The organism is Cellvibrio sp. (assembly GCF_046347455.1).
Taxonomy (GTDB): domain Bacteria; phylum Pseudomonadota; class Gammaproteobacteria; order Pseudomonadales; family Cellvibrionaceae; genus Cellvibrio.
On record NZ_JAXMGC010000004.1, the window covers coordinates 257,391 to 271,168 of the forward strand.

Genomic DNA, 13,778 nt, shown 5'->3' on the forward strand with positions numbered 1-13,778 from the left:
TTTTAATAGCTTGCCATCAACTACTGCGGATTATTTTATTTTGCACGCTGATACATCCACAAATGATTCGATAGATGAGGGAATAGATCGAAAGCAACTCAGTAAAGTTAAGCAATCGTTTATTCAGCTTAACCAAATTCGCTATGAGCGTACACTCGCGGCGCTATCGGAGCGTCAGCAACAATTTCTTATTTTACTGCCGCTGGTATTCCACGTTAATCACCCCATGCTACCGGGTTATGTGAGCCATACAACACCCGCTGGCGTGCAAGCCTATGCTCCCAGTAAAGATGATATTCGGTTAGCAAAGACGGTAGCGCGTAGCTTTAATTACCAGCGCGATTTAGTTGATAAAAGTGAAGCCATTGAAGCGCTGTTTGTAATGGGAAGTTTGGGCACCATCGCTCATGCGGATAACAGTGATATAGACGTTTGGGTTTGCCATTCCGCGGAATTAACCAAAGCTGGCATTGCGGAGTTACAAGAAAAATGCAATGCACTTACACGTTGGGCAGAATCCATTCATATAGAAGCGCATTTCTTTTTAATGGAAGCAGATAAATTTCGGCAAGGCCAGCACAGCTTATTAACTAGCGAATCCAGCGGAACCGCGCAACACTTTTTATTACTAGATGAATTTTATCGCACAGCCGTTTGGTTAGCGGGCCGCTTGCCATTATGGTGGTTTGTACCCGCTGCTAACGAAAACGAGTATGCGGAATACACACAAAATTTATTGGAGAAACGCTTCTTACGTGCGAATGAATACATTGATTTCGGTGGCGTTCCTGCGATTCCTGCCAACGAATTTATTGGCGCCGGTATTTGGCAGCTTTATAAAGGAATAGACTCTCCCTACAAGTCAGTCTTGAAATTACTTTTGTTGGAGGCTTACGCCAACGATCAATTCAGTGAACCCTTATCCTTGAGTCTCAAACAAAAAATCTATGCGCAACTCGCGCGGCACCAAGCATTAGATGCAGACGAACTTGACGCCTATGTATTGGTTTACCAACGTTTAGAAAATTACCTGCACTCGCAACATCAGGAAGCACGCTTAGAACTCGTGCGGCGCAGCTTTTATTTTAAATCGGGCAAGCAGTTGTCGCGCACCAGCCGCAACGCCGCTAAAGCTTGGCAGCGCGTTTTGTTAGAAAAAATGGTTAAGGCTTGGGGTTGGGGTCAACATCAATTAACCATGTTGGATAATCGCGCTTATTGGAAATCTCCACACGTATTGGCAGAGCGAAATTTATTAGCCAACGAATTAAGCCAAGGTTACCGGCTGCTGGTGGATATGAACAAAAATATTTCCAGCGAAGTGGCTATTAGCAGCAATGAATTATTAATTCTCGGCAGAAAATTGCACGCGGCCTTTGAGCGTAAAGCAGGAAAGATCGATTGGATTAACCCCAATATTTCGCAAGATTTAAGTGAAGAAGCGCTTTGTTTTGTGCAAACCCAGGAGGCGGGTGCGCAAATTTGGCACGCCTATCGTGGCAGCCAACAAGATTTTACCTTGCGCAACCAAGCCTCGGAACCCATCAAGCGTTCACGTAATTTTATGGAGCTGCTGCTGTGGTGTTACGGCAACGGAATTTTTACGGCCACCACCAAGCTCGATATAGTTGCGCAGCAATTTTCGCTGCAAACATCGCAGCGGCAACAACTTGTGCAAGTCTTACAACAGTGGTTGCCTTTGCCGATTAAAAAGGTTGAGCATGAAAATTTCATGCAGAATGCGCAGCCCACCAAAATGTTGATGTTGTTTAATCTTGGTGTTGAGCCGCAAGCAGAATTGCATAAAAAAGGTATGCAAATGTTGAGCAGCCAGCGCGATGCTTTTGGCTACAGCGGCATGAAAGAAAACTTGGTGCTTGAAGTACACATCATTCAAGCCAATAGCTGGGGCGAAGTCGTTTGCCGTCATTTTGATTCAGACGCGCTTGTCAATTGCCTATTGCATTATTTACGCGCGCTGCCGCCTGGAAAAAACACCAGCTTGCCAAGCTTAAATGTACGCTGCTTTAGTCTTGGGCAGGGTACGACTATTGAGCAACGCGTGTTGGAGTTGTGGCGCGCCATCATTAGCTGCTTCTATTCAGGTTCGCGCCCACGCAGCACGCGTTTTATTTTTGAAATGGCCGATGAATATTTCGTGCTGCAGTTTGTGCAACATCACGCGCAAATTTTGCGCTTCCAAACTTACGATAAATTGCTGGAGAAACTAGCGCTACCGCAAATGGAATTTAGCCCGGTAGTGGTGGATGCCTATGCATTGCGCGATAAGCCTCTGCGTCTTTTTTGCGATGCGGTAAAAACACCTGCGATTTATTTGTTTTACTACATTGAAAACCAACAGGCGCAGGTCACCATTGTTGATCAGAAGGGCGCGTTTTTTAGCAAAACCTTTCCGCTCTTTAATGCACAAGCTTTATTGCGCCCCTTGTGCAGATTTATTCGCTCAGCAGTAGAACGCCAAGCGCTCGCCTATGAACACAACGATCACGCAATGGATGTCGAGAATCTGCAAGCCATTAAAATTTTTGAGTTGATGGGCGATGCAAAACAAAAAAATGCCTACCTTGAGCCGCGCAACATCGCGCAAGATTTATCGCAAGTGCAGTTCATTAATGTGTGTGCAGTAGCGGAACCCAACGAGAGCGACCAACTCAGTTTTACACTCTATTGCGACGGCAAAGAATTTTCTGCGCTTGAATTTGGCGACGATCTATTTCGTGTTGTGGCCAACTACATATTGGCGCGGCGCAAACACGGCGAAACCTATCCCTGCTACATTACCGATCTGGATCTATCCCTGTGCCGCGAAATCATCGCGCCGCAAACCGGGGTTCAGCTCATCCACTACCTCCATATCAAAACCGACATTGAGCGCCGCCTGAACGAAGCGCTGCAAACCATCGCCAGTAACTAGTTGCCTAAGCTTGCTCGCCAATCCCGACTCGTGGATCATAGCCATTCAAATAACTTGCATTTACTAGGCGACTGGTCTACTCTAATTCCATGACAGAAAACACGCGTGACAAGCTTATCGCCACCAGCATTCAAGTAATGGCGGTGAAGGGCTTTAACAATACCGGCATTGCCGAAATCCTTGCTGAGGTAAAGGTGCCGAAAGGCTCTTTCTACCATTACTTCAAAAGTAAGGATGACTTGGGCTTCGCCATTATTGAGCAGTACGGCCAGCAAATGCGCCAAGGCTTGGAGAATCACCTGGTAACCGCGCAGGGCTCGGCGCTCGGTAAGTTAAAGGGTTATTTCACGCAGATTTTGGAATTTGTTGAAGGAAACTTTTGCGCCTGCAACTGCTTGCTTGGCAACTTGGGGCAAGAACTGGCGATGCAAAACCCCGCCATGCGCGATGCGATTTTTGCCCACTATCGCGGGGTAGAAAAAGTAATTGAAGGCGTATTGCGACAAGCGAAAGCCGAAGGCGAGGTCAGCCAATCTGCCGATGAAGCTGTGCTGGCCAAGATGTTTTTCGCCGCGTGGGAAGGCTGCCTTGTACGTGCGAAGCTGGAGCAATCCGCTCAACCCCTGCGCGAGTTAATTAATTTGTACTTTTCTGTGGTGTTTCCGAGCACCAAGTAAACGAGCAATAAACGATTTATTCACGACCCCACAAGGGTCTTTTTTTGGCAAGAATGTTAGACGACCGGTCTAATATAAATTAAAGGTAAACAAAAATGGCTTATTCAATTCAAGGTAAAACAGTATTAGTAACAGGCACTAACCGTGGTATTGGCGAGGCCTTGGTAAAAGAACTTATCGCCCAAGGCGCAGGCCGCATCTACGCCACCGCCCGCAACCCTGCCACTTTGCAAGCACTGGTCGCCCAAGCGCCGAATCTTGTTGTGCCGGTTCAGTTGGACGTGACTAGCGCCGATAGCATTGCGAAGTTGGCGAAGGAAATCACTTCGCTGGACATCCTCATCAACAACGCAGGCATAGTGAACAGCACCACCTTTTCAGGCGAAGACGCCTTGGCTATCGCAACCGCCGAAATGGCCACCAACTACTTTGGCCCTATCCAACTTACGCAAGCATTGTTACCACTGTTGCACCAAAGCCAAGCGGCGGCCGTGGTGAACATAAGCTCTATTGCGGGCCTTGCTAACTTCCCCTCCGTGGGCCCTTACTCGGCGTCCAAAGCGGCGGTGCATTCATTCACTCAAGGCCTGCGCGCCGAATTACGCAAAGCCAATATTTTTGTCCAAGGCGTTTACCCAGGCCCAGTTGATACAGATATGACCAAAGGTTGGGAAATGGAGAAAGCGACTCCGGCGGAAGTCGCTAAAAATATATTTACCGCATTGCAGAAAGGTGAGGAAGACGTGTATCCGGATGCCTTTGCACGCCAAATGGCAGATGTTTACAACCAAAGCCCCAAGCAGCTTGAGCAACAGTTTGCGGCAACCTTGGGGTAAGAGCTTGATCCCAGGGTTTGTGTAGTGCGGTTACGCCTCTGGCTAAGCTGCGCTACCAAGCTTGCATCTACGCGGCCGGAGGCGTCTAATTGCCCATTCCTACTATTGTCATACTAATGGGCGACTATGAAAAAATCTCTTGGTTATTTGCTGATTCTTGGCGTTGCTGGCTTTCTGAAAACCTCATCGGCCTTTGCAACCAATCCTTTGATTATGGATCAGTTCACTGCTGACCCAACCGCGCGAATCTTCGACGGTAAAATCTACGTTTATCCCTCCCACGACATCAAAGCGCCGCCAGAATACAAAGGCAAACCCGACTGGTTTGTGATGGAGGACTACCACGTTTTCTCGTCAGACAACCTCACCAACTGGAAAGACCACGGCAAAATCCTTTCACAAACCAGCGTTGATTGGACTGATCCCACGGCCTATGCCATGTGGGCACCCGATTGTGTGTTTAAAGATGGAAAATACTATTTCTACTTTCCTGCCATTGCCAAACCAGAAGGCAAAAATGAAGGCGCTGAACCCAAGCGGCCGGAATTCAGAATTGGCGTAGCCGTTTCCGATACACCTTACGGCCCCTTCAAGCCGCTGACGACTTACATTCAAGGCGTAAGGGGAATTGACCCGAACGTACTGATCGACAAAGACGGCACCGCTTATTTGTATTACTCGCAGGGCAAAATTTTCGTTGCCAAGCTCAAGCCCAACATGACTGAGATTGATGGCGAACCACTCACTATCGACAACCTCCCCACCAAAGGTTTGCTGGAAGGCCCCTTTGCTTTTGAGCGCAAGGGCACTTACTACCTGACCTATCCGCATGTGGAAAACAAAATCGAACGTTTGGAATACGCCACTGCCTCTTCACCTATGGGGCCGTTCAAACAAGCCGGTGTAATTCTGGATGAATCTGAAAGCGGCTGCTGGACAGTGCATCATTCTATTCTTGATTGGAAAGGTCAGTCATACCTCTTCTATCACGATAGAGATTTGTCACCCAACTTCGACAAGAACCGCTCAATTCGCGCCGATAAATTATTCTTCAATGCCGATGGCTCAATCCAAAAAGTAAAACCGACATTACGCGGCGTTGGATTGGTGGATGCAAAAAGCGAAATTCAAATTGATCGCTACAGCGAGAAGAGCGCCGAAGGCGTTGCGATTTCGTTTATCGACCAAGCCAACACACACGCAGGTTGGAAAACATCCTTTAACGCAGCCAATTCATGGGTGAGATTCAACGAAGTAGACTTTGGTCGCGGTGCGCAAAAATCCGTTAAAGTACGCGCAAAATCGGGCACCAGCGGCACACTCGAAATCCATTTGGATAAACAAGATGGTCCATTGCTCGGGCGCGTGAAAATTGACGATGCAACCGATTGGAAAATTTCGAGCGCTACCGCCAAGAAAATTCCAAAAGGCGTGCATGATATTTTCGTTACTCAAACCAGTGGCGATGCTGTTGAGGTGGATTGGGTAAGTTTTAAATAAATTCATCTGAAAAAGTTAAAAAACTATTGGGGTCAGAACAATTAAAGAGCGAAATTTTTCATACTCTGAAGAGTTCGCAATTTAATTTGCTCTGGCCCCAATTATTTTTTCTCCAACTATTTTTAATAGTCCATTGAATAGGAGCTTCAATGAAATACTTACTATTCGCTATATTTTTTGCCCAACTTGCATTCGCGGAAGCAGGTGATAAAGAACATTTCCTAAAATCATGGGAAGAAATGCAATCAAAAAGCGGAGCCTTTGAAACTTTTACAAAAGTGTCGGATTCAGAATACAACGTAAAATTTAAAACCATTCCTTATGAAGGCACATTAAAGATTTTGGTGAGTGATGTACAAGAGAGCCCTTCATACGGCAATGCCGATGGGTTCAGCAAAATGGGATATGTAGAAGTTGATTTGCCGGGCGCGCCGGCTGACTTAACGGAAAAATACAGCCGCACCTATTATAAATGGGCGCAGAACAATACGCTTTATTACAACTCAAAAACCGCAACCTGGGTGGATGCCACCGAGTACAGCAAATCATTTAAAAATAAAGAAGGAAGTTTTGGATTCAAACTGTGGACCTCAGTTCTTGAATACTGGAGCTACATACTTATTTTAATTGTGCTCTATTTTTTGTGGTCAACCATTGTAAACAACCTCCGCACAAAAAATGCTTTAAAAAACCAAGAAGAAGCCATTAAAAAATCCTTGCAACTCAGTGAACAATCGCTACAAATTCAGAGCCAAGCAATTCAATCTTCGAGTGAGGCTCACCAAAGAACGAATGAGTTATTGGGTGAAATTCTTGAGGAATTAAAAAAGCGGTGAGGGGAAACTGGAGTCTGAGTAAAATTAAAAGCGAATTTTTTATTTTGACGGATTCTCGATTAATTTTACTCTGACCCACAATTGTTGTTATGTAATGCTTATCACTGACACTTTAGTCGACACAAGATTTCCGTGTCTACGCTTTTGAACGTTCGGCCTCTACACCCAGAATATGCGTCTGGTATAAATTTTACGTCCTGATCCTCTTTTAAACCTAGGCAAGGTGTCACTGCAAAATAAGCGGTATTCGCAATGACAAAAACCGCTGAATCGCTGGAAACAGCTTGAATTTTATACGTCGAACCAACTATCGCGCCTCCGCCAATAATACAAGATTGAAAGCCTCCCCTCGCAGCTCCATCACCTCGCATGCTGTCTCCGGCGTTTAAGTTGGCAAGGATGCAGGGATCAGGTCTGGTTTCATTGATCATCGATGCGGATGCATAGTAGTGTGCCGCCTTCTTTCCATCATTAAGCTCTTTCTGAGAAGGAACGAATGGAATCCCCGGAACAATTAAGAGGCCGGAATCAATCATTGTAATTACTTTTTTAACCTCGATAAGCTCAGGTGCTGAGAGTGAGCTGTATAACTTCGTGTTCGTGGCAACTGCTCTATAGTTGTTAATGCCCCTTTCTAGGTCAGCGTACGAACTCGCGGACATTGAAATAAAAAATATAAAACGTAAAATCCTCTTCATGACGCAACTCCATAATCATGTGCATAACGTAACATTGAACAAAATACTTTACGTTGAGGTTTGATACAACAATGAGTGCAAAAAATGCTAAACGCGAATTGTGAATAATGCATCCACTTGAAAACTCTTTACGAATAATATCTTCTAAGCATTTTCTCGATAGCAATAACCCACGCAAGCAAATACAAAAAGCAAATGAAAATCAGAGGTGTTTTGAATTTTGGTATCTTCAGCTCTCGGGTCATTCAATTGCTCGAATTCGTCGAGAGAGAAAGCGCAGCTTTTTCGGCGTCGCTTTAGCGCAAGGCTGATAACGCCCGCACTTTCAGTATCATGGGTGTTGCGTTCCGTAGCAAATTGTATGCAACTTGTTAATCATCGCCCTAAAGCCAAGAACCCCCCAAATGACACAACCATGTACAGTAACTTCACGGTAAGGATTACCATCATGTTGCCTTTACGCCGTTAACGTTTTGGACCCCATGAAAAAACAGGTAGGCGGCCAAACGCCTACCAAGCGACGATAAGCCGCGAGAAAACCGCAAGTAAACCTGAACAGTCCAAACTTTCTTCTCCCTGCTGCCTAGTATGCTTGTGGCAAAACGACGCTATTTAACACTCGCTGGCACAACGGTTTGATTCGGTTGAAAGACTCATATACCTTGGCCTCCTCGCCTTCCGGCCCAACCGCTTGACACATAATGCCAACTGCTTTTCCTCGAAAGAAGAATTGGTAAATTAATGCTTCCTGATGCGTTTTCATTCCAGCTCGCTCAAGAGACATAGAAGTTTGAACCCACCAACCGGTTTGATTTTCCAATGTAAAATTACCAGAGGCGACATAAGTAGAACCGTTAGGAACAGACTCTTTTACCTCACCTGACTTGACGAAATCCTCTAGCTCCTTTTTCGTTGGGCTATAACCCTGCGCATCTCGGATATCGAGATGTATGATTTCTAGGCCAGTTCCATTTTCACTCACCCACTTTTGAACGATATGCGGCCGCTCGCCCTCTTCCCTAGCCCAAGAACGCGGCAATTGTAAATTTAACTTGATTCCCTGGGACTTACCCATCCCGTTAGTTTCATAGCGTTGCCGAAAGCCGTCTGCGAACTCAGCCGCAGGATTAGTCGTGTATCTCAGAGCCAATAAATACTCCAGAACCGGACTTTCTATATCCCCTTTAGATCTGCCTTTCACTTGCTCAAGAAAGCTGAGCGCGCTTTCTTTTGTGATTTGCTGGCGCCCGATAGTTTCCTTGAGTTTAGTTAGCAAATCGGCTTTCGTTTCCTGGAACAGCCTTTCTCCCATAGCTTGTTTAAGTTGTGTTTCCAGCTTGACTTTAATGTCGGGATACGTCGATCCAAACTGAGCACCTGCCAACTCAACACGCACGGTTAAGTCAGGGAACTCCTTTGTTATTCGCGACAAAGAATATTCTTGTCCTAGAACGAAACCGTATGCCTGTGCCATTCCCTTTACCGATGTGGGATTTAAGTTCATTGCAAAGCATGCGGTCGAATATGAAAGCAGCGCAAGCAGAATTAACACCCACCGCTGAACTCGTTGCGGCGCGCCGATTACTTCAGCAACTTGAGTAGTGGACATCATGTTCTGTAGTTCTTTAAAGAAAAACCATTAGAGACTAAATTACCCATATAACTAGCCCTCCCTGAATCCATAGCAGTTTAAAGAATGCAAATAAATTTCTTTCATTGTTAATTATTGCTTTCTAACTCCGAACTAAGCGGTAGTTTTTAAGTTTCGACCTTACTAAATACTTGCACACGCAAAATCAGAGAATTGCGACTTAAAATATACAAGCAGTAAACTATTGCTTGAGTGACTTGTGTGTTATATTTTGGGACACATAATTTTTAGGGCTTTGCTGCATAAGCTTGCCACGAATAGATTTTGAGGGAAAGTTATATGTTAAAATATGGATTCTTAATTTCACTGCTGTTTGTTAATGATTATTCTTTTGCCGATTCGGAGATTGAAATCTCAAAAACAGAAATTGTCCCCAATAAAGGATGGGACGAATACGACCGCACGTCTCCAAAATATTTCCTAAAAGCACGAATATTTAATAATTCAGCGCAACCGTTGACGGGCTACAGCGGTGTCTTAACTTTTTCAGATTGCGAAAAAAACGGTAAGTGTGTTGTTATTGGCACACAACCAATTGTGGATGGCACGGATGCAGGCGATGTAACCCTCCAATGGATTGGCTCTACGGGGGCAATACCACCGAACCAAGCCCGTGATTTTGCTCGGCCAATTTATAATTTGCCGTTAGCATCAGGTTCTTTGAGATATAGCATTACCATTAGCCCAAGCTTTGGGGCGAGATATACTATATCTGAGGCGATATCGAGAGAGTCACAAAAAAGGTTCGATAAATGCAACGAATATTATGCACTGCCTATTTACGAGCGAGTGCTTAAAAAATCTCCCGGATGCTGAGGGAACGCGCAGCGTTGATAAATGAGTTAATGGGTAGTAGTGATTTATTTATAACCAATCGCTAATATCGGCCTACCTTGGTTTAAAAATCCAATTTTTCTTTTCAATGCAATCTCAAGCTGCGCTCTAAATTTTTCAGAGCCTAAAACTTGATTTGCTGAAAGCGATTCGCGAATTAAGTATTTGTTTTGCGGCAATTAGTTTTCTCGAAAAACTCAGGCTTCGTCATTAATTTGTTCTTACTCGATCATCTTTTTCAAATGCTAATCGCTAGCGCTCACGCAAACTCTCTGACGCATGGCTCATCAACGGATCAAGGAAGTTTTCAATCGCTCTGCGCTGCGTGGTTTTGATTTCAATTGTGATGGCCATACCAACTGATAATTTGATATTGTTATAATCTACAGAAATTGCGCTCTTATTCAGGCGTACTCTCGTGGCAAAAACGAGCCCCAGCTTTTCATCTTTAATAGCATCCGATGAGACTGAAATAACTTCGCCTTTTACGGTGCCGTATTTGGTAAAATAAAATGTTTCAACCTTCACTTCCGCTTGCTGGCCTTTGCGAACGAAGCCAATATCCTGATGTATAAAACTCAGCCCTATCCAATCCACCGTCATCTCCCTTTCCGCCACTTGTCCTTGACCATCCACCACGCGGATATTGTGATTACCTGAATCACTCGGGCGATAGGCCAGCTCTAAATTAACTATCCGCCCAACAACCGCCGTTCCAATAAAGCCTGCATATCTCTGCGGCCATCCGCGATGAGATAAATTAATATTTTCCCGCCGTAAACACGATATATCACACGATAAGGTTTGAAATAGATTTGGCGGTATTCGCGCATACCTATGTTTAGCAATTCTTTGGGATAGGTTCCGCGTTCGGGGCTTTCGCTAAGTGTATTAATTTTTTCTTGCAGCTGATCGAGGAGTCTATTGGCTTTTTGAGCAGAGTCTTGCTCGGCAATGTAATCATAAATGGCTAATAAATCGCGCTCTGCACTTTGGGTAAAATAAATGGGAAGTGACATTAATCCTGCACACTCCGGTTGCGAATTTTACTGAACACGTCTTGTGCAGGCGCAACCTTCCCTGCTTCCAATTCTTGATTACCCAACGCCAATATTTTCAGCAATGCCAAGGTTTCTTGGGTGTCTTTATAGCTGTTAACGTCCTGTAAAACTGCTTTGGCTTCACCGTTTTGGGTGATGATTAATGGCTCGCGGTTTTCAGCAAGAGTTGATAGCACCTCTGCGGCATTCGCTTTGAGATAACTGACGGGTTTGATTTGCGATGAGAAGTTCATTGATGGCTCCACAGAAGACTAAATTTGGTCTTTTATTAGTCTAGGTGTGTTCGGTTGTATTAGCAATCCATGCAGCACCGTAGGGCGTATTTAAAGCGAAGCATAATAAGCCATTTACAAGGCAAAATTTTTTGGCGTACCACGCTTCGCTTTAGGTACACCCTACGTATAAAACCTCACTCCCCAATCCAATCCACCGTCATCTCCCTTTCTGCCACTTGCCCTTGATCATCCACCACGCGGATATTGTGAATACCCGAATCACTTGGGCGATAGGCCAGTGCGGTGAGCGGGTCGCTACTGCCGATGTAGCGGTTGTCGTCGAACCAGAAAAGGGTGCGGACTTGGGCGGCGGCTTTGGCTTGTAGGGGGATGGTGACCTCAGGCTGGCTGGTGCGCAGTTGGTAGGCAACGTGGCGCACGGGCGATGTGATTTCCGGCGCTTGGGTTTGGAAACCCTGTTGGCATTTGGGTGGGCTGCGGCGGGGTAGGCCGGCTTGGCGAAAGAGCTTTTGCATATCGCTGCTCCAGAATTCCATCACTTCCATGCGGACTTGATCGGCTGCATAAGGCGGGCAGAGTGGTTGGCCGGTTTTCAGGCTGATGGCCACAGGCTGGTGAAGCTGGCTGACTTTAATGGGCGATTTACCCGGAATGTACCAAGTCTTGTGGGTCATGGGGCACCAGGCATTGGGCAGGTCGCCGCTGGCGCTGCAAACGGATACTTGGCTTACGCCTTTGGGTGGAATCGGCGGTGCGATGCTGCTGGGCTTGTTGAGGTAAAGCCCATCGGCAATGCGAAAGAACAGGGGCGCGGCGGCATCTACTCCCACAAAGGCGGGGTTGCCGCGGCTATCGAAATTGCCAATCCACACCGCCAATACATAAGGTCCAACCACTCCGACCGACCACGCATCGCGAAAGCCCCAAGAGGTTCCGGTTTTCCACGCAACCGGCCAGCCGGATTTCAGGTTGTAGGCCGAGTCGTCGCCGGGGCGCGGGTTGTGGCTAAGCATATCCAGCGCTATAAAACTGGCTTCCGGCGAAATCAAGGCTGTGCCTTCGCTGGCTTTTTGGGGGTGCGCGCTGCTGTGCAGGTATTGCACGGGTTTGAGCTTGCCGCCGCGCGCGAGCATGGCGTAAAGGCCGGTGAGTTCTTCCATAGTCACCTCGCCGCCGCCCAGCACTAGCGCCAGCCCGTAATATTTTTCGCTTTTGAGTTGGGATACGCCCGCCATGGTTAAAAAGCTGTAGAGGCTGGGGGAATGCAGCTGGCTCGCCGTCCACACGGCGGGAATGTTGCGGGAATGGATGAGTGCATCCTGAGCGGTAATGGGGCCGCGAAATTGGCCGTCAAAATTCTCGGGTGTGTAGGGGCCAAAATCCGTCGGCGCGTCTTTCAAAATACTGGCGGGGTGGAGAATGCCCTGATCCATCGCCAGCGCGTAAATAAAGGGTTTGAGGATTGAGCCGGGCGAGCGCTTGGCGGTCACTCCATTCACTTGGCCATCAATCTCTGTATTGAAGTAATTGGCCGAGCCTAGCCACGCCTTAACTTCCATGCTCTTTGGGTCGATAAGGAGCGCGGCCGCGTTTTGGATTCCTTTGCTGCCAACTTCCTGCAAATACTGGCGGGTTTGCCGTTCCACAATGGTTTGCAAATTCAGGTTCAGGCTGGTACGAACTTGCGCCGAGTCGCTGCCTTTAATGAGGTTGGCTTGCTGCTGAAGCATGTCCACAAAATGGGGCGCGCGGAAGGGTAAATCCTTGATGGCGTGAAAGCGCACCGGCAAATGGGCAAGGCGGGTTTGGGTTTCGTCCAGCGAATAGTATTCCAACCAACGCTTGAGCAGGCGCTCCTTAGGCGCATTAAGGGCGGCTTGCATGGCCTTGGTTCCGGCGCGGCGGTTGGGTTGCTGCGGAATAATCGCGAGCGTTAAAGCCTCTGAAATACTCAGCTGCTTGGCAGTTTTGCCAAAGTAAATCAGGCTGGCGGCACCCGCGCCCTGAACGTTGCTGCCGTAGGGCGCCAAATTCAGGTAGGCCTCCAAAATCTCCCGCTTGCTGTAGCGCAGCTCCAACCACACCGCCCGCGCCATTTGCTCAAACTTACCTGCAGGTGTTTTGGTATTTAGGCTGTAAAACAAACGCGCCAGCTGCATGCTGATGGTAGAGCCGCCTTGCTGTTGCCCGCCGCTGTAGGTGCGAAAAGCGGCGCGCGCTACCGCTTGCGGGTTCACCCCCAAGTGCCAGTAAAACCAGCGGTCTTCATAAAGTAAAACGGCTTTGGGGAGTTGCGGGGAAATATCGCTAAGCGGTGTCCACACGCGGTATTGGTCATCGCTCGCCAAGGTCAGCCGCAGCAGCTCACCATTTTCTGCCAAAAAGGCTTGGGAACTTGGGATTTGTTGGGCGAGGCTGGGGCGCGGCCAGCACCGGATTGCCGCGAGTAACACGGCAATCACGGTGAGGGCGATAAGACAAAAGCGAAAGCATCGGGATAGCGTCATAGAGCCC

Annotated in this window: 12 protein-coding genes; 6 read left to right on the top strand and 6 right to left on the bottom strand. The window is 47.1% G+C overall.

The window, feature by feature from the left end:
* Positions 1-10: 10 nt before the first annotated feature.
* The 5 genes from U1F02_RS09600 to U1F02_RS09620 all read left to right on the top strand — a co-directional run bounded on the left by U1F02_RS09600 (position 11) and on the right by U1F02_RS09620 (position 6,784).
* On the top strand, positions 11-2,935 hold the full coding sequence (locus U1F02_RS09600) for a class I adenylate cyclase (protein WP_409990164.1): 2,925 nt from the start codon (positions 11-13) through the stop codon (positions 2,933-2,935).
* Positions 2,936-3,024: 89 nt separating this feature from the next.
* A complete protein-coding gene (locus tag U1F02_RS09605) occupies positions 3,025-3,612 on the top strand; it encodes a TetR/AcrR family transcriptional regulator (protein ID WP_409990165.1) in 588 nt (195 codons plus the stop codon).
* A gap of 95 nt (positions 3,613-3,707) precedes the next feature.
* Positions 3,708-4,448 carry an SDR family oxidoreductase gene (locus U1F02_RS09610; RefSeq protein WP_409990166.1) on the top strand — a complete coding sequence of 247 codons (741 nt, stop codon included), beginning with the start codon at positions 3,708-3,710 and terminating at the stop codon, positions 4,446-4,448.
* Between the two features lie 126 nt (positions 4,449-4,574).
* Positions 4,575-5,948, top strand: coding sequence for a family 43 glycosylhydrolase (locus U1F02_RS09615; RefSeq protein WP_409990167.1), 1,374 nt, complete (start codon positions 4,575-4,577; stop codon positions 5,946-5,948).
* Between the two features lie 149 nt (positions 5,949-6,097).
* A complete protein-coding gene (locus tag U1F02_RS09620; protein ID WP_409990168.1) occupies positions 6,098-6,784 on the top strand; it encodes a hypothetical protein in 687 nt (228 codons plus the stop codon).
* 101 nt (positions 6,785-6,885) lie between these two features.
* Here U1F02_RS09620 and U1F02_RS09625 read toward each other — a convergent pair whose 3' ends face one another.
* Positions 6,886-7,482, bottom strand: coding sequence for a hypothetical protein (locus tag U1F02_RS09625; RefSeq protein WP_409990169.1), 597 nt, complete (start codon positions 7,480-7,482; stop codon positions 6,886-6,888).
* A 583-nt stretch (positions 7,483-8,065) separates the two neighbouring features.
* Positions 8,066-9,094 carry a hypothetical protein gene (locus U1F02_RS09630; protein WP_409990170.1) on the bottom strand — a complete coding sequence of 343 codons (1,029 nt, stop codon included), beginning with the start codon at positions 9,092-9,094 and terminating at the stop codon, positions 8,066-8,068.
* Positions 9,095-9,412: 318 nt separating this feature from the next.
* Between U1F02_RS09630 and U1F02_RS09635 the strand changes: the two genes are divergently transcribed.
* The gene (locus U1F02_RS09635; RefSeq protein WP_409990171.1) at positions 9,413-9,949 is read left to right on the top strand and encodes a hypothetical protein; all 537 of its coding nucleotides are present in this window, start codon (positions 9,413-9,415) and stop codon (positions 9,947-9,949) included.
* A 270-nt stretch (positions 9,950-10,219) separates the two neighbouring features.
* Here U1F02_RS09635 and U1F02_RS09640 read toward each other — a convergent pair whose 3' ends face one another.
* The 4 genes from U1F02_RS09640 to pbpC all read right to left on the bottom strand — a co-directional run bounded on the left by U1F02_RS09640 (position 10,220) and on the right by pbpC (position 13,771).
* Positions 10,220-10,606 carry a hypothetical protein gene (locus tag U1F02_RS09640; protein ID WP_409990172.1) on the bottom strand — a complete coding sequence of 129 codons (387 nt, stop codon included), beginning with the start codon at positions 10,604-10,606 and terminating at the stop codon, positions 10,220-10,222.
* 53 nt (positions 10,607-10,659) lie between these two features.
* On the bottom strand, positions 10,660-10,986 hold the full coding sequence (locus tag U1F02_RS09645; protein ID WP_409990173.1) for a type II toxin-antitoxin system RelE/ParE family toxin: 327 nt from the start codon (positions 10,984-10,986) through the stop codon (positions 10,660-10,662).
* On the bottom strand, positions 10,986-11,261 hold the full coding sequence (locus U1F02_RS09650; protein WP_409990174.1) for a type II toxin-antitoxin system Phd/YefM family antitoxin: 276 nt from the start codon (positions 11,259-11,261) through the stop codon (positions 10,986-10,988). The genes U1F02_RS09645 and U1F02_RS09650 overlap by 1 nt, the downstream gene beginning before the upstream one ends.
* Before the next feature lie 176 nt (positions 11,262-11,437).
* Entirely contained in the window at positions 11,438-13,771 is a 2,334-nt protein-coding gene (pbpC, locus tag U1F02_RS09655) for a penicillin-binding protein 1C (protein WP_409990175.1), read from the bottom strand.
* Between the last annotated feature and the right edge of the window lie 7 nt (positions 13,772-13,778).

What these genes read in the sequence shown, in the direction of transcription:
- U1F02_RS09605 (WP_409990165.1), top strand. Translation starts at nt 3,025, where the DNA reads ATGACAGAAAACACGCGTGACAAGCTTATCGCCACCAGCATTCAAGTA.
- U1F02_RS09610 (WP_409990166.1), top strand. Translation starts at nt 3,708, where the DNA reads ATGGCTTATTCAATTCAAGGTAAAACAGTATTAGTAACAGGCACTAAC.
- U1F02_RS09615 (WP_409990167.1), top strand. Translation starts at nt 4,575, where the DNA reads ATGAAAAAATCTCTTGGTTATTTGCTGATTCTTGGCGTTGCTGGCTTT.
- U1F02_RS09620 (WP_409990168.1), top strand. Translation starts at nt 6,098, where the DNA reads ATGAAATACTTACTATTCGCTATATTTTTTGCCCAACTTGCATTCGCG.
- U1F02_RS09625 (WP_409990169.1), bottom strand. Translation starts at nt 7,482, where the DNA reads ATGAAGAGGATTTTACGTTTTATATTTTTTATTTCAATGTCCGCGAGT.
- U1F02_RS09630 (WP_409990170.1), bottom strand. Translation starts at nt 9,094, where the DNA reads ATGATGTCCACTACTCAAGTTGCTGAAGTAATCGGCGCGCCGCAACGA.
- U1F02_RS09635 (WP_409990171.1), top strand. Translation starts at nt 9,413, where the DNA reads ATGTTAAAATATGGATTCTTAATTTCACTGCTGTTTGTTAATGATTAT.
- U1F02_RS09645 (WP_409990173.1), bottom strand. Translation starts at nt 10,986, where the DNA reads ATGTCACTTCCCATTTATTTTACCCAAAGTGCAGAGCGCGATTTATTA.
- U1F02_RS09650 (WP_409990174.1), bottom strand. Translation starts at nt 11,261, where the DNA reads ATGAACTTCTCATCGCAAATCAAACCCGTCAGTTATCTCAAAGCGAAT.
- pbpC (WP_409990175.1), bottom strand. Translation starts at nt 13,771, where the DNA reads ATGACGCTATCCCGATGCTTTCGCTTTTGTCTTATCGCCCTCACCGTG.